The 22,339-nt window shown below is 39.8% G+C and carries 20 protein-coding genes; 10 read left to right on the top strand and 10 right to left on the bottom strand.

Annotated features, from left to right (window positions below; all coding sequences use genetic code 11):
- Positions 1–160: 160 nt before the first annotated feature.
- Together rpmB and rpmG are read left to right on the top strand one after the other, a co-directional pair.
- Positions 161–397, top strand: a complete 237-nt coding sequence (rpmB, locus tag QMA00_RS14545) for a 50S ribosomal protein L28 (RefSeq protein WP_008113231.1) — start codon at positions 161–163, stop codon at positions 395–397.
- Positions 398–408: 11 nt separating this feature from the next.
- Positions 409–564 carry a 50S ribosomal protein L33 gene (gene rpmG / locus QMA00_RS14540; RefSeq protein ID WP_004587947.1) on the top strand — a complete coding sequence of 52 codons (156 nt, stop codon included), beginning with the start codon at positions 409–411 and terminating at the stop codon, positions 562–564.
- Positions 565–1,080: 516 nt separating this feature from the next.
- Here the strand turns inward: rpmG and QMA00_RS14535 are convergent.
- The 7 genes from QMA00_RS14535 to lptD form a co-directional block, all read right to left on the bottom strand.
- Positions 1,081–3,096: a methyl-accepting chemotaxis protein gene (locus tag QMA00_RS14535; RefSeq protein ID WP_076921926.1), complete on the bottom strand. Its 2,016-nt coding sequence runs from the start codon at positions 3,094–3,096 to the stop codon at positions 1,081–1,083.
- Positions 3,097–3,400: 304 nt separating this feature from the next.
- Positions 3,401–4,219, bottom strand: a complete 819-nt coding sequence (locus tag QMA00_RS14530) for a symmetrical bis(5'-nucleosyl)-tetraphosphatase (protein ID WP_076921927.1) — start codon at positions 4,217–4,219, stop codon at positions 3,401–3,403.
- Positions 4,220–4,234: 15 nt separating this feature from the next.
- Positions 4,235–4,624 (bottom strand): Co2+/Mg2+ efflux protein ApaG, encoded by a 390-nt coding sequence (gene apaG, locus QMA00_RS14525; RefSeq protein WP_076921928.1) that lies wholly within the window; start codon positions 4,622–4,624, stop codon positions 4,235–4,237.
- Positions 4,608–5,414: a 16S rRNA (adenine(1518)-N(6)/adenine(1519)-N(6))-dimethyltransferase RsmA gene (rsmA, locus tag QMA00_RS14520; RefSeq protein WP_008113221.1), complete on the bottom strand. Its 807-nt coding sequence runs from the start codon at positions 5,412–5,414 to the stop codon at positions 4,608–4,610. The genes apaG and rsmA overlap by 17 nt, the downstream gene beginning before the upstream one ends.
- Complete coding sequence (gene pdxA, locus QMA00_RS14515; protein WP_076921929.1) at positions 5,411–6,403, bottom strand: 4-hydroxythreonine-4-phosphate dehydrogenase PdxA; 993 nt, start codon at positions 6,401–6,403, stop codon at positions 5,411–5,413. The genes rsmA and pdxA overlap by 4 nt, the downstream gene beginning before the upstream one ends.
- 2 nt (positions 6,404–6,405) lie before the next feature.
- Positions 6,406–7,701, bottom strand: coding sequence for a peptidylprolyl isomerase SurA (gene surA / locus QMA00_RS14510; RefSeq protein ID WP_008113218.1), 1,296 nt, complete (start codon positions 7,699–7,701; stop codon positions 6,406–6,408).
- Between the two features lie 96 nt (positions 7,702–7,797).
- On the bottom strand, positions 7,798–10,044 hold the full coding sequence (gene lptD, locus QMA00_RS14505) for an LPS assembly protein LptD (RefSeq protein WP_076921930.1): 2,247 nt from the start codon (positions 10,042–10,044) through the stop codon (positions 7,798–7,800).
- A gap of 94 nt (positions 10,045–10,138) precedes the next feature.
- Here lptD and QMA00_RS14500 point away from each other — a divergent pair, with 94 nt between their 5' ends.
- The 3 genes from QMA00_RS14500 to djlA are packed head-to-tail and all read left to right on the top strand — an operon-like array spanning position 10,139 to position 12,684.
- A complete protein-coding gene (locus QMA00_RS14500) occupies positions 10,139–11,140 on the top strand; it encodes a phosphotransferase (RefSeq protein WP_076921931.1) in 1,002 nt (333 codons plus the stop codon).
- Positions 11,137–11,793, top strand: a complete 657-nt coding sequence (murU, locus tag QMA00_RS14495) for an N-acetylmuramate alpha-1-phosphate uridylyltransferase MurU (protein WP_008113213.1) — start codon at positions 11,137–11,139, stop codon at positions 11,791–11,793. Before QMA00_RS14500 ends, murU begins: the two co-directional genes overlap by 4 nt.
- Before the next feature lie 33 nt (positions 11,794–11,826).
- Positions 11,827–12,684 (top strand): co-chaperone DjlA, encoded by an 858-nt coding sequence (gene djlA / locus QMA00_RS14490; RefSeq protein WP_008113211.1) that lies wholly within the window; start codon positions 11,827–11,829, stop codon positions 12,682–12,684.
- Here djlA and QMA00_RS14485 read toward each other — a convergent pair.
- Positions 12,667–13,596: a DUF3530 family protein gene (locus tag QMA00_RS14485; protein ID WP_033103987.1), complete on the bottom strand. Its 930-nt coding sequence runs from the start codon at positions 13,594–13,596 to the stop codon at positions 12,667–12,669. The genes djlA and QMA00_RS14485 overlap by 18 nt on opposite strands.
- Positions 13,597–13,689: 93 nt before the next feature.
- Positions 13,690–14,343, bottom strand: a complete 654-nt coding sequence (gene rluA / locus QMA00_RS14480; protein ID WP_076921932.1) for a bifunctional tRNA pseudouridine(32) synthase/23S rRNA pseudouridine(746) synthase RluA — start codon at positions 14,341–14,343, stop codon at positions 13,690–13,692.
- Positions 14,344–14,479: 136 nt separating this feature from the next.
- Between rluA and QMA00_RS14475 the strand changes: the two genes are divergently transcribed.
- From QMA00_RS14475 to QMA00_RS14465, 3 genes are read left to right on the top strand one after another with little or no spacing between them, the layout of a single operon-like run.
- Positions 14,480–14,707 carry a CopG family transcriptional regulator gene (locus QMA00_RS14475; RefSeq protein ID WP_033103989.1) on the top strand — a complete coding sequence of 76 codons (228 nt, stop codon included), beginning with the start codon at positions 14,480–14,482 and terminating at the stop codon, positions 14,705–14,707.
- Positions 14,707–14,994, top strand: a complete 288-nt coding sequence (locus tag QMA00_RS14470) for a type II toxin-antitoxin system RelE/ParE family toxin (RefSeq protein WP_076921933.1) — start codon at positions 14,707–14,709, stop codon at positions 14,992–14,994. The genes QMA00_RS14475 and QMA00_RS14470 overlap by 1 nt, the downstream gene beginning before the upstream one ends.
- A 27-nt stretch (positions 14,995–15,021) precedes the next feature.
- The gene (locus tag QMA00_RS14465; RefSeq protein WP_076921934.1) at positions 15,022–15,843 is read left to right on the top strand and encodes a hypothetical protein; all 822 of its coding nucleotides are present in this window, start codon (positions 15,022–15,024) and stop codon (positions 15,841–15,843) included.
- 139 nt (positions 15,844–15,982) lie between these two features.
- Here the strand turns inward: QMA00_RS14465 and rapA are convergent, their stop codons facing one another.
- Entirely contained in the window at positions 15,983–18,877 is a 2,895-nt protein-coding gene (rapA, locus tag QMA00_RS14460; protein WP_033103991.1) for an RNA polymerase-associated protein RapA, read from the bottom strand.
- Between the two features lie 299 nt (positions 18,878–19,176).
- Between rapA and QMA00_RS14455 the strand changes: the two genes are divergently transcribed.
- Both QMA00_RS14455 and QMA00_RS14450 read left to right on the top strand, forming a co-directional pair.
- Positions 19,177–20,538 carry a PIN domain-containing protein gene (locus QMA00_RS14455; protein ID WP_076921935.1) on the top strand — a complete coding sequence of 454 codons (1,362 nt, stop codon included), beginning with the start codon at positions 19,177–19,179 and terminating at the stop codon, positions 20,536–20,538.
- Positions 20,535–21,917, top strand: coding sequence for a PhoH family protein (locus tag QMA00_RS14450; RefSeq protein WP_076921936.1), 1,383 nt, complete (start codon positions 20,535–20,537; stop codon positions 21,915–21,917). The genes QMA00_RS14455 and QMA00_RS14450 overlap by 4 nt, the downstream gene beginning before the upstream one ends.
- Positions 21,918–22,339: the final 422 nt, after the last annotated feature.

The following is a 22,339-nucleotide window of genomic DNA, read 5'->3' as shown; positions in this document are numbered from 1 at the left end:
GCCGCTATCAAATTTACACATGAGCTGGTTGGATAAGATCAGTATTTGATCTTTGCCTGTAAAAGCTGTATAAAGAGCGCCCTTCGATTTATCTCTAGGGCACAAATACATGGCCTTAGGGAAAATTAAGCTCGAGCGAAGTTATTGGAGATATATAGACATGTCTAAAGTATGTCAAGTTACAGGTAAGCGTCCAACGGTTGGTAACCACCGTTCACACGCGAGAAACGCGACTAAACGTCGTTTCCTACCTAACCTACAAACACACCGTTTTTGGGTTGAAAGTGAAAAACGTTTTGTAACATTACGCACTACTACTAAAGGTATGCGTATTATCGATAAAAAAGGCATTGACACGGTTCTTACTGAAATCCGTGCTCGTGGCGAAAAAGTTTAAGGAACTGAATTATGCGCGATAAGATCCGTTTAGTTTCAACTGCTGGTACTGGTTTTTTCTACACTACCGACAAGAACAAGCGTAACATGCCTGAAAAAATGGAAATCAAAAAATTCGATCCTAAGGCTCGTAAACATGTGATTTTCAAAGAAGCTAAAATCAAGTAATTTAGTTTTCTTTCAGAAATGTAAAAACCCAGCTTATGCTGGGTTTTTTGTTTTTAAAATCTGCTCTATCATCCACCGAAACCATATCACCGTAATGATACCCATTGAATTAAATCGCTAATTGGCTTTTGTTAAGCGCCACGAATTATTCCGTAGATAATGGCATCAGTTGTTTGTAATACCAATCCGCAATAATACTTAATCATTTTACGGGGCTAAACGTGTCGCAACCTGCGTTAAAAAATTCTCGTTTAGAACAACTAAATAGCAAATTTTTTGCCTAGCTATCAACACGTTTTTCCAGCCTCAAAATAGACCACTTAATTAAGCGAATTGGTATAACCAAAGAAAACATAAAGAGTATTAAATAACTTTACGGGCTAAGCTGTTGGGTGTTGTGTATTTAGAGTGAGATTGCGCGGTGTATAAGCATATCTGGAGAGGGAACGGGTGTTTTACTATGGCTCGATAGGGTATGAGCTGTAAGTAGCTCTAAGGCTACTTACAGCGCGATATTTATACTTTAAAGTTCTCTACTGATATTCTTAGTTCTTCGGCTAATTTAGCCACTTCTGAACTTGAAATATTCGTTTGTACAGCGCCTTCTGCTGTTTGCTCGGCAATAGCAACAATAGACTCTAAGCGCTCACTGATCTCTTGTGATACTTGTTGTTGCTCTTGTGCTGCTGTTGATATCTCTTCACTGACATTATGCGCTTGTGATACTGCAAGGGTAATTGAATCCAGTGCACTGTTGGCTAAGTCACTTTGCTCAACACACGAAACAGCACGATCTTTACCTTTTTCCATAGCTTTAACCGCTTCTTCAGCGCCCGACTGTAGTGACTCAATCATAGATTGAATTTCTTGGGTCGACTCTTGTGTTTTACTCGCAAGTGATCTTACTTCATCAGCTACCACAGCAAAGCCTCTGCCTTGCTCGCCGGCACGCGCAGCCTCAATCGCTGCATTAAGTGCGAGTAAGTTAGTTTGCTCGGCAATACCGCGAATAACATCTAAAATACTACCAATTGATGCGCTATCTTTGTGTAGTTTATTGATAACACTTGATGCTTCGTCTACCTCGTAGGCGAGTTGCTCAATGGTTGCTTTATTTTGATTTGAAATACCTTTAACGCGCTCCGCTTCTTTATCGGCATTTTTAATTTCGCTCAGTGCTTGTTGTGCACTATTACTCACTGTTTGTGATGTGCTGCTCATTTCAGTGGTTGCGGTTGCTGCTTGCTCTACTTGCGCTTGCTGATTACTGATTGCTTTGCTTGATTCACCGGTAATTGTTGAGGTTTGCTCAGAAGCGGCTGCAAGTTGTGTTGAACGTGAAATAATACCGGTGATTAAGCTACGTAAACTATCAATTAAGGTATTACAACTTTTCGATAATTCACCAAATTCATCTTTTGCGCTGTCATCTAAGCGTTGAGTCATATCACCACTGGCAACAATATCTAGAATACGATTTACTTCCGCTAATGGCTTAGTAATACGGTTAACCGTAATGATGGCTACAAGCACAGCGATAATAGTCGCAATGATCATACCTATCCATGTCCATAAATTAGCTGAGTTTACGTCACTACGTACGCCTTCTTGTAATGTAAATGCAACGCCACTGGCTTGTAATACTAATTCGTCAATTTGGCTAAGCGCTGTTCTAGTCGCTTTTTCAGACTCTGCTAATTCACGCTCGGTTGTGCTTATTGCGTCAATAAGGCGTTTTTTATTCGCTGAAAGGCTATCGTTACCTAAAATATTGCTCTCTAGGGTATCTACATAACCCTTTAAGTCATTATACAAGCTGCTGTGGCTTTGCTCTATCGCCGGCTTTATTAATGAAACGGTACGAACGACTTCTTCAAAGTAATACACTTGCTCGTTTTTGATAATATCGAGCGTGTTAAGCGTTTTAACGGTTAGCATGTCGGTGCTGCTGGTAACCACGGACATAAAGTTATTTTCTAGATTATTAGCTGCTTGATAAGCGCGCGGGTAATTATCCTCTAAACCATCAATATCAATAATATCAAGTACTATAGAGTTGGCATCTTCTGCCGCGAGCTCAACGGTTTCTAGTTGCGCTTTGAGCTTTTTGTTAAGCACTAGCTGGGTGTTTTTATCTTTAAGCAGGCTGTTTATGATATTTGAAAAGCTCAGGTAGGTTTTTTCAACTTCAAGGCTGCTTTTGTTTAACTGTGGATCGTCTTTAACAACTTGTTGTAGTTCGCGGTGCAATTTATTAAATATTTGTTTTTGCTCTTCTATTTGCGCTTTTAACGTGGCGAGTTTTTGAGCCGATGTTATATGGAAACTAGCTTGAGCGGCTTTACTCATCAAAATAAATTCAGCTTGTAACTGAGCGCTCTTGTTTAATGCAGGAAGCGATAGCTGATTAACTTTTTGAGTTGAACGATCTATATTTGCTATTTTTATTAAAGAGTTACCGCCAATAATTAAAAGTAATAAAGTGATAAATATAAAACCACCCCAAATACGTTGACTCACTGTTAGATTCATATGGTTTTCCATTCAAAAATACGTCTATTAATACTTATCGGCGCTTTCAACAATAAGTTAAGTAATTAAAAATAATTAATTTTTACTGTTAATAGTTAGTTGCTAAATTTACCGCAAAACTTAATTACAAACTAAGTCTTTTCTTAAAGATAAAAAATAATGTAGGCAATAACACTCGTTTACTGTCTATGTTTAACTCAATTATAAGAGCATTGCTATTTTTTACACATTATTGTGAATTTTTTGTAATTATACAATTTAACTTCCACTCTTAAACTTAACAGATGTATTAACTTTTTTCAGTTTATTTAGACAAAAGTTGTGATTTTTCTGAAAATTTTTGCTTACTTTGCAGTTCTATTAGTGTCATTGAGCCGCCCCAGACGCAACCTGTGTCTAGAGCATAAAGGTGGTTGTAGGGCGTTTTGCCTTCAAGTGCTGCCCAGTGTCCAAAAATTAGGTCATGTTGAGCGTTAACGATTTTAGGGTGAGAAAACCAAGGAATTAATGAGTGGCTATTGGCTGTTGCTTCTTTTGCATTAAAATTAAGCAAATTATCAGGCGTAATAAAGCGCATGCGAGTGAAATAATTAACGATGTAACGAAATTTAGCAGCATCATCAAGTTGCTCCGTCCATTTTAGCGGGTGAGGCTGATACATGTTTTTTAAGAAGAACTTAGCGTTATCAGCACCATAGCATTGCTGCGCAAATTGAGCGTGCTTAATGGCTTGCTCGCATGACCAATCAGGGTTAAGGCCTGCATGAGAAATAAAACAATTATATTGTTCTAAATAAAGCGCTAAAGGCTGAGTTTGTAAAAACGCGATGTAGTGGGGCAGTTTACTACTGTTAAACAGTGCAGTGAGTTTGTCTTTAGGGTTGGGTGCAACATTATTTAAATAACAGGCAATCATGTGTAAGTCATGATTGCCTAATGTGACGCTAACGCTGTCTTGATGTTGATAAATATAATCAAGGCACGCTTTGGAGTCTGGGCCGCGAGCAACAATATCACCCACTAAATATAGGTGGTCTTTGCTAGGGTTAAAGTCGACTTGCTTTAACAATAAACTAAATTCGTTAAAGCAGCCTTGTAAATCACCTATTGCGTAGTCAGCCATTAGTCGCTGTTTTAATCAGTGTAAGATATTAGGGCAAGCTAAACGGAACACATTTATGGGTGCTTCAAACTCAGCACCAAACTCGTTTCGTAAAGTGTAATGCCCCTGCATGGTGCCTACGGGAGTATCTAATATTGCACCACTGGTGTATTTGTAACTTTCACCAGGGGCTATATCTGGGGTTTCACCCACCACACCTTCGCCTTGCACTTCTACTTCTTTGCCATTGGCATCAGTAATTAGCCAATAACGGCTAAGTAACTTTGCACTGCATAAACTGTGGTTTTTTATAGTAACGGAGTAGGCGAACACAAACTTATCTAGTTCAGGTTGCGATTGCTCTTCTACATAAAACGTTTCAACAGATACCTTTACAGGTGATCCTATATTACTGCTTGTTGTCATAAATCCAGTTAGCTATATCAATAAATTGTTGTAACGACAGGCTCTCAGCTCGCAAAGTAATATCAATGCCAATGCTGGTTAATTCGTCAGCGGTTAGAAGGTTGCCAAGGCTGTTACGCAACGTTTTACGGCGCTGATTAAACGCTTCTAAACAAACGGTGTTTAATATTTTAACGCTTTTAGCGGTGCGCTGCTGTGCCTTTTTAGGGATTAAGCGAATAACCGCAGAATCGACTTTAGGTGCCGGTTTAAAGCACTCAGGCGGTACCTCTACCACAGGCATCGCATGACAATAATACTGAGTCATCACACTCAAGCGACCAAAGGTTTTACTACCAGGGCCTGCTACCATGCGCTTTACCACTTCTTTTTGCAGCATAAAGTGCATGTGCTCAATATGATCGGCAAATTCAAACAGGTGAAACAACAAAGGCGTTGAAATATTGTACGGCAGGTTGCCGAATACTTTTAGCTTTTTGTCATCTTTAACCAGGCTTGCAAAATCAAACTTCATTGCATCGCCTTGGTTTACGGTTAATTTTGGCCCTAAAAATGGGTGTTCAATTAAACGCTGGGCTAAATCTTTATCTAGCTCAACAACCGTTAAATGGCCACTTAAATCGGCAACAGGCTCGGTAATAGCGCCTAGACCTGGGCCAATTTCTACTAAATTATCTTGCGGTTTAGGATCGATAGCGGTGACGATTTTGTCGATGATTGACTCATCGAATAAAAAGTTTTGGCCAAAACGTTTACGGGCGCGGTGTCCTAAGTGTACTTTATCGGTCATTGATTCTGTGCTTTTTCATGGGCGAGCTTAATTGCTTCGCGGATCGCTAATTCAAAACTGCCAACATCAGCATCGCCTGTACCGGCTAAATCAAGCGCAGTACCGTGATCGACTGAGGTGCGAATAAATGGAAGGCCGAGAGTTATATTCACTGACTTACCAAATCCTTTGTATTTTAGCACAGGTAATCCCTGATCGTGATACATAGCCAGCACTGCATCGGCTTCATTTAGGTATTTATCTTGAAATAACGTATCGGCTGGTAAAGGACCGATTAAGTTCATCCCTTCAGCTCTTAATATGTCAAGTGTAGGCGTAATCGTGTCGATTTCTTCGCGGCCTAAATGACCATCTTCACCGGCATGTGGGTTTAAGCCACAGACTAAAATACGTGGTTGCTCAATGCCAAATTTAGTTTTCAAGTCATGATTAAGAATATTAGCCACTTTAACTAGTCGCTCTTGCGTAATAGCACGAGAGACATACGCAAGCGGAATATGTGTAGTTACTAGGGCAACACGCAGACCTTCGGTGGCTAATAACATAACTACATCGGCTGTACCTGATTGCTGAGCAAAGTACTCAGTATGGCCACTAAAAGAAATGCCGGCTTGGTTAATAATACCTTTATGAACAGGCCCCGTAACAACGGCATCAAATGTGCCATCCATATTCTTCTCGCTGGCAATACGCAGTGTGTCTAATACGTATTGACCGTTTGCGTCATTTAGCACGCCAAGCTCAACGGACTCTGCTAAATCAATTTGCTTAATATATAAGCTGCCTGCTGCTGTTGGCGTTGCTTTGGCTTGTTCATCAAATTCAATTAATTTAATGTTTAAACCCAAATGCTTAGCGCGCTGTTTTAGTAGCGATGCATCTGCAATCGCTACTAGTTGCGCATCCCAGCTGTGCTGTGCCAGTTTTAATAGCAAGTCTGGGCCAATGCCTGCAGGCTCACCTGGGGTTACCGCAATTCTTAAGGTCATAATTATTCGTCTATTGGGAAAATTTCAACATGGGCTTGTTCGCGCATTTCTTGCTGCCAGTTAAAGCTTTCCTCTTTAAATTTACGATTAAACAACATGCCATGTGCACGATTACGTTTAGCTTGCTCGGTCTTATCTGCAACACGTTTATCTAGTAACTGCACAATGTGCCAGCCAAACTGACTTCTAAATGGTTCGCTGATTTCGTTTTTATCAAGTGATAGTAACGTATCTCTAAACGCAGGCACGTAGGTGGTTGGATCAGTCCAATCGTATTGACCACCTTTAAGTGCTGAACCGGGGTCTTGTGAATGCTCTTTAGCAAGTTCTGCAAAGTCAGCATCGCCGGCGCGTAAATCTTTAACAAAGCCTGCTAGCATAGTGCGTGCTTTTTCTTCACTTAAAATGATTGAAGGCTTAATAAGAATATGACGAGATTTAACTTCGGTGGTTTCAACTACTTGGCGGCCACGTACGTCTTGTACTTTAATGATGTGGAAACCCGCACCGGAACGAAGTGGACCAATAATCGCATCTTTCTTTTTACCTTTTACAGCTTCTGCAAATAACGATGGCATTTCGTTAATGCCCATCCAACCTAATTGGCCGCCCTCAAGGGCCTTTGAGCCACTTGATGATGAAATGGCAATACGCTTAAATTCTTGCCCATCTTGCAGCAGTTCAATAACTTTGTCTGCGCGTGTTTTTGCTGAGCTTACGTCGTCTGCACTTGCACCACTTGGAATATCGATAAGGATATGACCAATATCATATTCTTCGGCATTTTGGCCTTGGCTATCCATAATTTTTAGTAAGTTATCAATTTCTTGGTCGCTTACATATATACGGCGGTCTACGTTTGCACGCGTAACTTGTTGCGTGGTTATCTCTTTACGAATTTCTTCGCGGTAAGCTTGAAAGCTCTCACCCGACGCTTCAATAGTACGACGCAAATCAGCAATTGTACCGCCTTGCTCTTTAGCCATGTTGGCAAGGGTTTGGTCAAGCTGGCTATCTGAAATTTCTAAGCCCATACGCTCAGCCATCTGCATCATCAAGGTTTGATTTACTAAGCGTTCAATCGCCTGAACACGCAGTGTTTCGTCTTTTGGCAGCTGTTGGTTTTGTTCTTCTGCTTGTTTTTTTACGCGATCAACAATGGTGTCTACTTCACTTTTTAAAATAACGCCTTGGTTTACAATACCAATTACTTTATCTATTTCGACAGGGGCGGCAAATGCACTTTGGCATAAGCTGAACGTTAAAACTGCTGATGTTAATAATTTTTTTAAATTCATATTCTTTTTACTACTCTTACTAATAGTACTGTTGTAATGCTAAATACGGCTAAATAGATATAGTTATTTGTAAATTGTTACTATAAATAAAGCAGTTTAGTCATTAAGAAAATACGGCCTACGATAACCAAAAATACCTTGTTGTAATAATTTTTGAGCATCGTAACGGCTTTTACTACCAAGCCCTTTTAATACAAAATTCAAACGAATACTCGAATCAAAAGTGGCTTGGGGTTGCCCAATTGACTGATTTAAATCAGTTTCAATTTGGCGATGGCCAGTAATTTGGAACGCCCAACAGCACGATTCATACTGTAATCCACTAAATACTTCAATACTGCGGTTATTATCAAGATCGCGATGGTAACTTGCAATAAATTGCCACTCGTCACTGATAGGGATGCTTGTAAATAAGCCCGCTTGCTCGATTGTATTTCCTGAGACATCATTTGCATAGCGATGGTTCAATTGAACCAGCTGATTATCGTCACCTTTGTAGTCTAAGGTTAAATTTGACTGGATAATTTGCTTGCCATCGGTGTCGTACTGAATACCACCCGATAAATACCAGCGGCGGTGCCAATGTAACATGGTTTGCGCTGCAAACAAGGCATTGTAGTTACTATCGCTATTAAGCCCTTGCTCTGTAGGCTTGGCTGAATCACTTAAATAAAATATTTGGCCTGCGCTGAAGTTAAATACTTCTTCATTTTTCTTATCAAATAAACGCGTTGTAGCCCCGAGCGTAAATTGATTAGCTGCGGCAATTCGGTCAACACTTGAAAAACGCGCATCCCTGAATAAACCAAAAAAGTCATCTTGTAACTTGGTGGTATCGTATAAGCCAATTTCAGACTGATCTTTATTAGGCGTATATAAATACTGAATTTGTGGCTCTAGAGTTTGAATACCATCGTCGATAAAAATTGAGGTGTCGCGCTCAAAGTTAAGCTGAGAATATAAGCGCACTTTTGGCAAAGTACGCGAAACATTATCGCTATACTGTGTACCCTGTAAATCACCGTCTTGTTTATAGTTAGTTTGCAATAAGCTCACTTCAGATAAAAACGACCATGCATACTCTTTGTAATCAAAGCGTGCTTTAGGCTCTATATGCACACGAGTGGCTTGGTCAATTACCGCAGAGCTGTTAGTAAAATGGCTCAGCTCGCCTGAAACACTAAAATCGAAATAATCAATTTTCCAAGGGGTGGTTTGGGTAAAGCTAATTTGTGGTAACGCCGTGTATGATTCTAAGTGGTCACCGAGTACTTCAAAGTTTTGCACTTTTATATCAGTACGCCACATTTCGCCCATATGGGTTAGCGAGCCGGTACGATAAAGCTGCGTATCGGTTTTACTGACATAAGCGGAGTTTAAATCAGTTAGGTAGTTGTCATCACTAACATTGGTAATATCAATACTGGCTCGCCAGTCTTCACCAATATAACTTTTTTGTTGCCAATGAAACAAAAAACGCTCGTTAAGCTCAGGCTCTGAGTCATCTTGATTTAAATATTCTACAGCCACTAAACCTTGGTGCTCTGGGGTTAAATATCTAAATTCAGTTTGTAATTGTAGCCCCTTACGTGACATATAACGCGGGGTAATAGTGGCATCATAATTAGGGGCAATATTCCAATAATAAGGCGTAATCGTTTCTAACCCATAGCGATCTGAACTTGAAAAGCTGGGCGTTAATAAGCCTGACTTACGGCGCTCATCGAGTGGGAAAGTAAAATAAGGTAAATAGAGTACCGGCGTATCTAAAATACGTAGCACGGCATTGTAGGTTTCGCCCCAGCCTTCTTCACGTGATAAGTTTATTTCATCGGCTTCAATAGCCCACATAGGCGTATTACCTGGGCACGCAGTAAAGCTTGCATTCATCAGCATTAAGCCAGACTTATCGATGGTGAGCTTTTCCGCGCCGCCTTTGCCTTGTTGTTGTGTTAGGCTGTATTGTGCGCCTAATAAACTAAATGCTGAGTTGTTTAAATCGGCATTTAAGCCCGAACTTTGTACGTGGCTTACATAATCGCGATAGGTAATTGGGCCAGTGGCATTAAGCAGGCCACGTTGTTTATCAATCAGTGCTGATTGTGCGGACAAACTCATGTTAACGGTGTTAATATCAACATTGCCAGTAAATTCAGCGCTTTGTGTGCCTAAAAGCTCAACGTCATCAGCGCTGATATCAACCGTTCCAAGCTCAAGGCCAGCAAGCGGTTGCCAAGCTCTGGTTTGCATTGAAGTGCCACAAAAATTGTGTGTCAGTTCAGTTTCGGCAAGCGATGGTGCGCTCAGTACGCTTAGCATCAAAATGCCCCAGGTTTTGCTCATTTATCGACCTTTATGCTCTGTGATTAGTTACAAGCTATACATAATAAAGGAAAACAATGGCAAAGTAATTAGTGAAAAATAGATAGCTTATAAAATGACACGCTTTGAGAGTTTACAACAGTTTATTAATACTCACTTTGGTGAGCAATCCTATGCGCTTAATGCAATAACCGCAGATGCCAGTTTTCGCCGTTATTATAGGTTAAACGCTGAAAATAAAAACTTTATTGTGATGGACTCCGATCCAAAAAAAGTTAACAACGTCCCTTATATTGCATTAAACAAGGTGTTTTCTGAGCAGGGGTTTTTATTACCATCCATTATTCATAGTGACGAGCAGCAAGGTTTTTTTATTCTAAGTGATTTAGGTAGCACCCATTTGGCTGACTTGCTTGATGATGCCAATCGCAGCGAGTATTACCAGCAACTGATCAGTTTAAGTGCCAAGTGGGCAAAAACCCCAGCCGCGCCGTCAATGAATCCGTATGACCATGACTTTATTGCACTTGAACTGGATATTTTTAAAAATTGGCTGGTTAATGATTTTATTGGCGCAGAGCTCAGCGCTGAGCAGCAACAGACTTGGCAAACAAGCACAGCGCTGCTAATAAATACACTGCTTGAGCAACCCACAGTCACAATGCATCGCGATTACCACAGCCGCAATATTATGCGCTGCGAGCAGCAATGGGCAATTATTGATTATCAAGACGCGGTACAAGGTCCGTTATGTTATGACTTAGTCTCGCTTTTAAGAGATTGTTATTTTAAATTGCCCAACGACGAGCTGACTCATTTACTTGAGTTTGGTTATGACGAATTTAAGCGCCAAAGTTTAATAACTAACGAGTCATTCGCACAATTTAAGTATTGGTTTGATTTAACGGGCTTGCAGCGCCATTTAAAAGCAGCGGGTATTTTTTGTCGTTTATATTTGCGTGATGGTAAACAAGGTTACTTAGCAAATATACTCCCTACACTTGAATACGTAATAGAGGTGGCGGCACAATACCCTGAGCTTAGCGACTTATCGGCTTTGATAAAAACTAGCGTGGTGCCAAAGGTGCAACAGCGGTTAAAAGAGGAACAACCATGAAGGCGATGATATTAGCCGCTGGACGCGGTAAACGTATGATGCCGCTCACCGCAGAGTTACCTAAGCCTATGTTATGTGTAGCGGGAAAACCACTGATTGAGCATCATATTATGCGCCTAAAGGCAGCAGGTATTACTCAAATAATAATTAACCTTGCGTGGCAAGGAGATAAAATAAAAACCTATTTTGCAGATGGGCGCGCGTGGGGCGTGACTATAACCTATAGCCAAGAAGTGACGGGCGGGCTTGAAACCGCAGGCGGTATTATTCAAGCGCTTCCTTTACTTGGTGAATCATTTATTGTGATTAATGGCGATGTTTACAGCGACTACGATATCAGTGCATTAATGCAGCTACATTTACAGCCTAAAGAGGCGCACATTGTATTGGTTGAAAACCCTGCGCATAATCCTGATGGCGATTTTGCACTGAGCCACTTACCGACAAATAGCCAGCGATATACTTTTTCAGGGATAGGGCGTTATCAAGCTGACTTTTTTGAGGGGCTAGCCCCAGGCATTCGGCCATTAGGCCCTTTGCTACGTGAAAAATTAAATGAACATTTAGTCTCCACTGAACTCTATATTGGCCAATGGGACGATATAGGCACACCAGAGCGTTTATCGGCTCTTAACCAACAACTAGCACCATAAGCTAAATATAAAACACTAGAGGTAAGTTTTAAAATGTGGGGAAAAATTCTCGGTTTCTGTTTTGGTTTTATGTTTGGCAAAATATTTGGTGCCATTTTAGGCTTATACCTAGGCCATATGTTTGATAAAAGCCTAAAAAAAGACTTTGATAAAGCTGGCGGCTTTTCTAACCTTTTTAAAGGCGATGATGTTAACGAACGCCAAGCGTTGTTTTTTTCGAGTTGCTTTGCGGTAATGGGACATATTGCCAAGTCGAATGGCCGTGTTAGCGAAACCCACATTAAAGCAGCGACGCTGTTTATGGATGAAATGGGCTTAAAAGGCGAAGAGCGCCGTGAAGCGCAGCAGGCGTTTCAATCGGGTAAAGACAGCGACTTTTCACTCAAAGATACGGTTTATGATTTTAAAGAACGTTTTGCTAAACGTTATGATTTACTGCAGTTATTTTTAGAAATTCAAATCCAGATGGCGTTTTCTGACGGGGTACTTGCTGCACAAGAAAAGCAATTACTGCAAGAAGTTAGTAAGCAGCTAGGTGTGTCTAAAGCACACTTTGCCTTTGTATTAAAACGTTATCAAGCAGAGTTTAACTTTAGGCAGCAACAACAGCGTTTTAAACAGCAGCAAAGTCAAAGTAGCAGCTACCGTGAAGGCTCAGGGCATCATGTACCACCAAGTAATGATATGAACCGTTCGCAAGCATTGGCCTTATTAGGGTTAAATAAAGACGCATCGCAACGTGATATTAAAGTAGCCTACCGAAAGCTCATGGCTCAGCACCATCCTGATAAGCTCGTATCGCAAGGTTTACCTAAGCATATGATGGAAGTCGCGGTTAAAAAAAGCCAAGATATTCAAGCAGCATACGAGTATTTAAAAAAGGCGGCGTAAAAAACCGTCTATTTCTTTGCTTAGCCGCGCATGTTGCTGCGGCGCATCGCGTAATCCAAACAACTGACGTTGGCGATAATCAAACTTTGCATTTCGATTAACCCAACGCTGACGGTTTTTAAGGTTCATTAAGATATCATTACTGTCTGTAGCAAAATAAATATCCAACAAAGCGGGGGTGACCAAGGATGTTATTTGGCTTAACTTTGCATTACGTTTTGTATTAGGAAGGTAGCTACTTAAACTAATGAAGGCGCTTATTTTTGAGTCTGAAAATTCAGCGTAGTGCTCCAACAACACCCCAGCACTGGTGCCTTGTGCAATAACAACAATATTCTCAGACTCCATCGCAGCTTGTTGGTATAAAGCGTCGTAGCGAGCGACTAGTTTTAATTTATAGTTATCTACCACTTCAGTATTTACTTGTTCAACATAGTCAGCATGATGGGGCTGTTTTTGTGTACTGGTGTCTGGCTTAGTATTTGCGTTGGCTGTTTCATTATTTTTGCCCACAGGATCATTAATCGTTTTTGCTGCATCATCTTGAGCTGCTTGCCAATCAATATCAGGAACTGTCATCGCATAAGAAGTATACCCTTGATTATTCAGCTCTTTACGTAAGAAATTCATGCCTGCATTGTTTGTCGGCGTTGATTGCCAATCAGGAATGAGTATGACTACCCCTCTAAAGTCGGCACTCATATACTCACTGTATAAAGTTAAAAACTCAGTATCACCAGCTAAAATAGGCTTTACTTCATCACTTTGGGCTAGGCGAGAGATATCCGCATCAATATTTTTTGAAAAGGGAGGAGGAGCGATATACTCAGCACTCAGCGCTTGGAAACTGATTAACGTACAGCCAAGCACAAGAGTAGTAATAATAGCTTTAAACATCTGCGTAATAAACATAAATAAGCTTTTAATTTAAATCTTATTTATGTATCGGCGAAGCACTCTTAAAGTTTAGCTATTTACAGTAAATAGCTAAAAGATTAATCCTTGTTAAAACTCGTTCTCAGCTTCAAAAGTAAGTACTTGCTCCGTTACAGGGTGTTTGAGTTGTAGCATTTGTGCATGTAGCTGTAGGCGAGGTGCCGCAGCAAGTGCGTCTTTGTGAGCATATAAACGATCGCCTAAAATAGGGTGGCCTAAGCTTAACATGTGCACGCGCAGCTGATGTGAGCGCCCTGTAATAGGAGTAAGCTCTACACGGGTTGCCTGTGCTTCACGTTCAAGGACTTTAAAATGAGTGAGCGAAGGTTTGCCATTGTCATGATCAACCATTTGCTTAGGACGATTCGGCCAATCACAAATAAGAGGTAAATCAACAGAGCCTGTTTCAGTTTCAAGTTGCCCGTAAACACGTGCAATATAACGTTTTGCTGTTTCGCGTTCTTGAAATTGCATACTTAAATGCCGATGAGCAGCTTTGTTCATTGCTAAGCAAAGTATGCCAGAGGTAGCCATATCTAAACGGTGAACAATTTTAGCACTAGGAAAAACACGGTTGACGCGATTTATTAAGCTATCGGCATGTTTTGGGTCTTTACCTGGGACGGTGAGTAATTCGCTAGGCTTATTTACAATAAGTAAATCATCATCTTGAAACAGTATAGTTAAATACGGGCTCATAGGGGGATTGTAGTTAACTAACACGGCAGACCTCAGTGATTTTGAAGTGCGCTATTTTAGTGGAGCGAGCGCAAAGGCTCAAGGGAAAAGGTAAAAGTTTAATTGCGTATTTTTTAATCTGGTGTAAAATTACACCAGATTAACGTTTTGGAAATTCATTATGGCAAGACAAAGTATTTCACTTACTGAACAAAATGATTTATGGCTACGTAATCACGTTGAGAACATTGGTGATTATGCAAATAAAAGTGAATTGGTGAATGATTTAATTAGACGTGCAAGAAGGGCTGAAGCTATAAATAGTAAGCTTGCTAACGCAGAAAAAAGCGGTTTTAGTGCTCAATCTGCGGATGAAATGTTAGCAGAATTTAAAGCAAGCATTAAGTAGTGCGCACATTTAAGCTTTCAAACGATGCTAAAGAAGACTTACGTCGTATTTATCAATATGGTTGCAAAGCATTTTCACAACAGCAAGCAGATATTTACTTTTACAGTTTCTTTTCTATGTTTGAAAAGCTAGCTGCAAATCCTTATTCCTACCAATCAGTTGATCATATTCGTAAAGGTTATCGGCGTGCCGTTTGTGGCTCAGACAGTATTTATTACAGAATTTCAGCAACAGATGTCGAAATAATGGCTATTTTAGGCGGTCAAGATACTGATGAGTGGCTGTGATTTATTTTGAAATAAAGGAATATTTATATGTATGGAACTATTGAGTTTTACTGCAGTCATTGCGGCGAGTTAAATAGTCATGAACCAGAATTGAGTAATGATGCATCTTTAGCGAGTGAAGATGAGATGGAGCACCAGTTAGAAGTTTTATTTTGTTCTAACTGTGATACGCCTTTCCAAGTACATGTAAGTAAAGATCCTAGCTCATTAAGTTTTGATTATCATTTAGAAGATGGTTACAAGTTGAGTGAAGGTGGAGAATATCAAGCCATTTTTAAAAGTGCTATATTTAATATAGAACAATTAATTTACCACCTTTTATCAGATAGTTATGTTAATAATAATTACTTTAACCGATTGTTTTATACTCAGTGCATCATCACGTTGGAAACTTATTTCGGCGATGCATTAAAAAGCTATGTTGTAAATTCTGATGAGTATATAAAAAAGTTTATTTTAACTTCAGATAAACTTAAAAATGAAACTTACTCACTAAAAAATATTATTCAAAAGCCTAATCTACTATCTGAAAGAGTTCAGAATAGATTATCAGAAATCCTCTACCATAACCTTAGTGTTGTAACTAAGATATATTCAAATGTATTAGATATTGACCTCGATAGATTACTTGGAAAAGAAAGACAATACTTTGAAACTGCGATATCTATAAGACATGATTGTGTTCACCGGAGCGGCAAAACAAAAGATGGGAAAACTCATCATATATCAAGAGATGATATTCAAAAACTTGCCGTATCAGTCAGCCAATTAATTCTAAATTTACATGATGCAATGCAGTATATAAACTCTTCCTTTAATGATGAAATTGAAAATATCAATTTTTACTAAGAAGCTAATTTTAGTATTTCTATTTTCAAGCTGATAACTATCTTTATATGGTTTTGCAAAAGCGCGATATAAATATCGCGCTTTCTTTTTTATACACACACGTTAGTAATCTTTAACTAACGACTGACAGCTAGATTCTCTAGTGCGAAACCACAATCAAACGAATCGCATCGAGTTTTAACTGCGCTTTTTCAATATGTGCGGTTAGCTCATTGCGTTGTTTATCGTAAAAGGTAATTTCCTCTTGGCGAATGTTTGGATTAATTTGCTTCAGTGCAACTAATCGCTGTTGCTCTTCGCTTAACGATGTTTGCATTTTTACTAATGACTCAGCACGGATAACATCCAACTTTTGTTGCGCCATGTCTTTTGCGGTGTTGATCATTGGATGAACCGCACTTTGTAATGCACCTGCTAATTTACTCGCCGTTTGACGACCTACCGCAGATAGTTGCTGATTAAAGCCATCAAAACCAACATTTTCACCTAAGTTATTACTGCTCTTATCGAGTAAAATACGAATTGGCGTAGGGGGTAAAAAGCGACCCACTTGCAGGACTTTTGGTGCCATGGCTTCGGCAACAAATATTAGCTCAACAAAAAAGGTGCCTGGTGGTAACTTTTTGTTTTTAAGTAACGCTACCGATGAACTACCAAAATCATCATCACAAATCATATCCATAGTGCCTTGCACCATAGGGTGATCCCAACTAATAAAGTGCACATCTTCCTGAGAAAGCGCGGTATCACGGTCAAAGGTTACTGTCATTCCATCGTCTTTTAGCGATGGAAACGAAGCGTTTAACATGTGCTCAGTGGGTTTTAAAATAATGGTGTTTTCACCTTTATCTTCTTGGCTTACACCAAAGGTGTCGAACACGTTGATCATGTAGCTTGGCAGTTCAAACTGGTTATCGAGCTTTTCAATGTCAGCTACAAGTGAATCAGCAGCACCCTGTCCTGATGAATGTAGCTCTAGTAAGCGATCTCGGCCACTTTCCATTTGTTTGCGTAATACTGCATTTTTCTGTGCTACTTGCTCAAGGAGTGGATCTAGCTCATCTTCATCACAATTATGAGCTGCAATGTACTCAAGTAAATCTTCGCTAAACTCTTTATACAGCAACTGCCCAGTGGTTGATGTGCTTTCAAACGCATCTAAGCCTTCGTTATACCAACGCAGTAGTACTTCTTGGGCCGTGTTTTCAAAATAAGGCACGTGAATGTTCACATCTTGTGTTTGCCCTATACGGTCTAATCGACCAATACGTTGCTCAAGTAAATCGGGGTTGAGTGGTAAATCAAATAACACTAAGTGATGTGAAAACTGGAAGTTACGACCTTCTGAACCAATTTCTGAACACAGTAATATTTGTGCGTTATCGTATTCATCGGCAAAGAATGCCGCAGCGCGGTCACGTTCAATAATCGACATACCTTCATGGAACACAGACGCTTTAATTGCTTCGCGTTCACGTAATATTTGCTCAAGGCTAATTGCTGTTTCGGCTTTAGCACAAATAAGAAGTACTTTTTCACGCTTGAGTGTTTTTAGCGTTTCAATTAACCAATCTACGCGAGGGTCAAATAATCCCCAACTTGCGCTTTCACCTTCAAATTCTTGAAATATTTTTTCTGGGAAAAGTGCACGTTGCGCACTGAGCTCGGCATTTTGAATGCCACTCATATTACCCAGTACGGTCATTGCTGTTTTGTATTGCTTAGGTAATGCCATTGGGTAGGCATGTAATTTACGGCTAGGGTAGCCATCAATGCCACTGCGGCTATTTCTAAATAATATGCGCCCAGTGCCATGGCGATCCAGTAACATATTGAGTATTTCTTTGCGTGCAGCAAGGTCGCCTTGTTGGGCTTTTTCAAGGATATCAGTGATATCTGTTTCTTTTAATAGCTCAATTAATGTGGCTTTTGCGCTGTCATCCAGTGCTTGTTCTTGTAATAACTGATTAGCAGCTTCGGCAACGTCTTTGTAGTTTGCTTCTTCTTCTTTAAACACGTCATAGTCGTAAAAACGATCTGGATCGAGCAGTTGTAAACGAGCAAAATGACTACGATGACCCAGTTGGTCTGGCGTAGCGGTAAGAAGAATTAGGCCTGGAATATCTTGGCTCAGCTCAGCCATACGTTGGTATTCGGCACTGGGTTTATTGTTGTTAATGCTTAAATGATGCGCTTCATCGATTACTAATAAATCCCAGTCGGCCAAAGTAGCTTGTTCAAACCAGCGTTTTTTCTTGGTTAAAAACTCAAGGCTAGTAAGTACCAGTTGCTCGGTATCAAATACATTGGGTGAATCAGCAAACGCTTCGTCGCAGCGTTCTTCATCAAAAATTGAAAAACGTAAATTAAAACGGCGTAGCATTTCTACTAACCATTGGTGTTGTAAGTTCTCAGGCACAACAATAAGTACACGGCTGGCACGACCGGTGATAATTTGTTGATGTAAAATCATGCCCGCTTCGATGGTTTTACCTAAACCTACTTCATCAGACAGTAATACACGCGGTGCAAAACGTTTACCGACTTCTTGAGCAATATAAAGCTGATGCGGAATAAGATTAGCGCGTTGACCAATTAAGCCTTTAATAGGTGACTGCTGACGTTCAAACTGATGTAACCAAGTTTGATAGCGCAAAGTATACCGATCAAAACGGTCCACTTGGCCTGCAAATAAGCGGTCTTGCGGTTTATTGAACTTGATAAAGTGATCTAAAAAAGTTTCTTTTAATTGTGCTTTTTCACCGTTATCAATACGTTCACCGTGATAGCACAGTAATTCGCCTTGTACTTCAATTGACTCAACTTGTAATTCCCACTCCTCAACGCTTCGGATCACATCACCAGGATTAAATGCTACGCGGGTTACCGGAGCTTCTGCAGAAGAATAAACACGGTTTTCACCACTGGCAGGAAATAAAATGCTGACCTGGCGGCCATCAATGGCAACAACGGTGCCTAATCCTAAATCTGACTCTGTGTCACTTATCCAACGCTGACCTAAGGAAAAATTCATGTATGTCTCGTCTATGAAGAAAAAGGCGGCTATGTTACCTGTTAGATAACACCACTGCAAGGCGCTATTTGCCTGACTTTTAATTAATTTTATAAGTATGAATTATTACCAACCCAAAGCGCTCATTAGTGCGTCGATTTTGTGGGAAATTCAAACTAAATGATATTTGTCATAAAACAGACTTTTATGACAAATAGACTAAACTCAAAATATACCTAAGTAATTAATCAAGTTTATTAGTAACCACTGATTAGTTTATTGGGTATAGCATAAAAATCATAAAACGTAAGGAAAGTACTATGGGAAAAGCTTCAAATTTTGATAGTAAAATGTATGTGCTAGATACCAATGTATTACTTCACGAACCCCTCGCGTATTTGTCATTCCAAGAGCACCAAGTGGTTATCCCAATGACCGTATTGGAAGAACTTGATCATATAAAAGATAGAAAACACGATGTGAGCCGCGATGCGCGAGTGGCTATTCGTGGCCTTGATGGGGTGTTGAGTCAGGCAACTCCTGAACAAATGTTACAAGGTGTGGCGCTGCCAAGGAATAAACAAGGCGGATCGACAGGCAGCTTAATTATTGTAAACGACCATTTATTTGCCGATTCTATTTCTGGTTTGCCGGGCAATGAAAACGACCACCGTATTATTAATTGTGCGGTGCATTTACAAAACCAGCACAGCGATAAAAAAGTCATATTAGTAACTAAAGATATTAACATGCGCTTAAAAGCCAAAGGGGCGGGGCTTAAATATGTTGAAGACTATCGTACTGATCAGTTAATTGACGATATTGATTTACTCACCAGTGGTTATAAAAAAATTGAGGGCGATTTTTGGCAGCATGTTGGCGAGTGTAATACTGAGCAACACGGACGTGAAACAGTTCATCATATCCCTAAAGATTTAATTCCTGATGTGTTTTGTAATGAATATTTACTTGATGATGGCGATCAGTTTGCCGCTAGAGTTAAATCGTATGATGGTGAGCATATTACCATTAAAGATATTGGCGCAGAGCGATTGATGCATCAAAGTGCATGGGGAATAAAACCAAAAAATATTTACCAAGCAATGGCTCTTGATGCCTTGCTCGACACGTCTATTGAGCTTGTTATTTTAACCGGTCCAGCGGGATGTGGTAAAACTTTACTGGCACTTGCGTGTGCGCTAGAGATGGTGATTGAAAAAGGTATTTACGACAAAGTCATTGTAACCCGTAATACCCCTGAAATTGCAGAATCAATTGGCTTTTTGCCTGGTACCGAGGAAGAAAAAATGGCGCCTTGGTTGGCTGCCATAACCGATACCTTGGAGGTGCTGCATAAAGGTGATGAAAACCCAATTTCGAGCCGTAATTACATTATGGAAAAAGCCAACATTCAGTTTAAGTCGGTGAACTTTATGCGCGGACGCAGTATTCAAAATGCGGTGGTGATTTTACAACCCCGAATTGGAAAGATTTTAAAGTTTTTACCCCCTTGTTTTTATTGGCCTGTAGAAAAAGTAAAAAGAATTTCTCTAAACATGGATTTTTGTAACGACTTTAAGCATTCCCACAATAGCCAATCTTTACAGAGTATTTGTTATTTGGGATGTAAGTACAACACGCATTCTAGCAACGATGCAAACTTTTGGAGGGCTGCGTCATGAAAAGCTCTGTTGAAAACCGAAACCCTCGTGTTCTTGACACGTCTGCGTTGGTTCATGATCCAAAAAGTATCCTGTCATATCAAGATGATATTTACATCTGTCTAACAGTTCTAGAAGAATTAGATAACTTAAAAGAAAGAACTAACAAATCGGTTAGTGCTGATGCTCGTGTATGTATTCGTATGCTTGAAGATATAATAAATGGGCACAGTGCAGAAGAGATGGAAGCTGGTATTCCACTGCCTTCTACTGAAACAGCTAAACGAGGAAAACTGTTTATTGGAATTGATACCCAGCTCGATATGGCTAAAGAGTTAAAGCACGGTATTGGAAGTGACGCTGACAATAGAATAATTAACTATGCACTGTATCTTCAGAAGGACTTAGATAAAGACGTAGTAATTGTTAGCCGTGACATTAATATGCGCTTGAAAGCTCGAACCGTAGGGGTCATGGCAGAAGACGTTGCCGTAGATAATCAAATATCAGATATTGATCTTTTATACACAGGGGTACAAGCCTTTAAAGGAGATCTTTTTGATCGAATTAAATCAGACAAAGACTTCAAGGTTTCAGGAGAAGTTTATACTTTCCCAATAAGTCTATTTAATGATGAAGTTCAGCCAAACATGTATTGGTACGATGAAGCTGGACACATTGGGCGAATTTCAGAAGTAACAGATACTGAGGTATTCACAAAGTTATTGCCTCGTAAACAAGAAAAAGTATGGGGCATTTTGCCTAAAAATCAGCGTCAGGCAGTAGCTTTAAGCCAATTAACAGATCCATATTATGACTTAAATATCATCCTTGGCCCTGCTGGCTCCGGAAAAACTTTTTTAGCAGTTGCTTCGGCGCTGCATCAAGTATTGGAGTTAAAAAAGTACAAAAAAATCGTTGTGGTGCGCTCCAGAGACTTTATGGACGATGATCCGGGGTTTTTACCCGGTGACCTGACAGAGAAATCAATGCCGTTATTAGCAGGTATCACAGATGCACTTATATCAATGCATTCAGGTGATAACAATGAAGGTAATATCAGTGCAACTGTTGAGCATGTCATAGAGCGTGCCAATATAGAGTTTACCTCTATGGCTTATTTTCGAGGCAGGTCAATTGATGATGCTGTTTTAATTATTGATGAAGCACAAAATATGACCCGTGCTCAAATTAAAGGAATGCTTAGCCGCGGTGGAAAAAATTGTCGTACGATTGTACTGGGTAATCTAGCGCAAATAGATGATAAATTTGTAACAGCAGCTTCTTCTGGTGCAAGTGCGGCTGTTAATGTTTATAGGAATTATGAAAAAGGCTCGGTGCTCATATTTGATGAAGTAGAGCGCAGTAGCTTGGCTGAATTCACTGAAAAAAATATGTAGAAGTCAAAGTTCAATTCAAATCCTTTAAAATATTGCCATAATAGCCACTGCTTTTAGTAGTGGTTTTTTATTTTTTAAAGAGGGCACTACTCACTATAGCGGACAAAATGGGTTTAATCTAACTCAAAAGCTAAGTGTCCTGCCATGCATATCTAGTAGCATTATTTTTCGTATCAGAAAATATTCTTAAGTATATATTTGAGTGCTCACAATGCATTCTCAATAAAATCAACACAAGCGAATGGCCTAACCCAAAAAAACATGAGGCTGGCTCCAAAGCTATAGGGTAGTCGCAAGCATCTTTATGACTTAACAGATTCTTTTTAATTTCGTGATAGAACTGAGGGAATCTAACATGTTCATCATCTGCGTATTCTCATGACTTTGATCACCGATTCTCACCAGCTTTGATCGCTTGATTT

Source organism: Pseudoalteromonas sp. APC 3694, assembly GCF_030407565.1.
In the GTDB taxonomy this organism is placed as follows: Bacteria; Pseudomonadota; Gammaproteobacteria; order Enterobacterales; family Alteromonadaceae; genus Pseudoalteromonas; species Pseudoalteromonas tetraodonis.
Note: the sequence above shows the minus strand (reverse complement) of the source record. Positions and strands in the feature narration are given on the sequence as shown.

Coding starts and splice junctions, on each gene's coding strand:
- rpmB (WP_008113231.1), top strand. CDS start 161: ATGTCTAAAGTATGTCAAGTTACAGGTAAGCGTCCAACGGTTGGTAAC.
- rpmG (WP_004587947.1), top strand. CDS start 409: ATGCGCGATAAGATCCGTTTAGTTTCAACTGCTGGTACTGGTTTTTTC.
- QMA00_RS14535 (WP_076921926.1), bottom strand. CDS start 3,096: ATGAATCTAACAGTGAGTCAACGTATTTGGGGTGGTTTTATATTTATC.
- QMA00_RS14530 (WP_076921927.1), bottom strand. CDS start 4,219: ATGGCTGACTACGCAATAGGTGATTTACAAGGCTGCTTTAACGAATTT.
- apaG (WP_076921928.1), bottom strand. CDS start 4,624: ATGACAACAAGCAGTAATATAGGATCACCTGTAAAGGTATCTGTTGAA.
- rsmA (WP_008113221.1), bottom strand. CDS start 5,414: ATGACCGATAAAGTACACTTAGGACACCGCGCCCGTAAACGTTTTGGC.
- pdxA (WP_076921929.1), bottom strand. CDS start 6,403: ATGACCTTAAGAATTGCGGTAACCCCAGGTGAGCCTGCAGGCATTGGC.
- surA (WP_008113218.1), bottom strand. CDS start 7,701: ATGAATTTAAAAAAATTATTAACATCAGCAGTTTTAACGTTCAGCTTA.
- lptD (WP_076921930.1), bottom strand. CDS start 10,044: ATGAGCAAAACCTGGGGCATTTTGATGCTAAGCGTACTGAGCGCACCA.
- QMA00_RS14500 (WP_076921931.1), top strand. CDS start 10,139: ATGACACGCTTTGAGAGTTTACAACAGTTTATTAATACTCACTTTGGT.
- murU (WP_008113213.1), top strand. CDS start 11,137: ATGAAGGCGATGATATTAGCCGCTGGACGCGGTAAACGTATGATGCCG.
- djlA (WP_008113211.1), top strand. CDS start 11,827: ATGTGGGGAAAAATTCTCGGTTTCTGTTTTGGTTTTATGTTTGGCAAA.
- QMA00_RS14485 (WP_033103987.1), bottom strand. CDS start 13,596: ATGTTTATTACGCAGATGTTTAAAGCTATTATTACTACTCTTGTGCTT.
- QMA00_RS14475 (WP_033103989.1), top strand. CDS start 14,480: ATGGCAAGACAAAGTATTTCACTTACTGAACAAAATGATTTATGGCTA.
- QMA00_RS14465 (WP_076921934.1), top strand. CDS start 15,022: ATGTATGGAACTATTGAGTTTTACTGCAGTCATTGCGGCGAGTTAAAT.
- rapA (WP_033103991.1), bottom strand. CDS start 18,877: ATGAATTTTTCCTTAGGTCAGCGTTGGATAAGTGACACAGAGTCAGAT.
- QMA00_RS14455 (WP_076921935.1), top strand. CDS start 19,177: ATGGGAAAAGCTTCAAATTTTGATAGTAAAATGTATGTGCTAGATACC.
- QMA00_RS14450 (WP_076921936.1), top strand. CDS start 20,535: ATGAAAAGCTCTGTTGAAAACCGAAACCCTCGTGTTCTTGACACGTCT.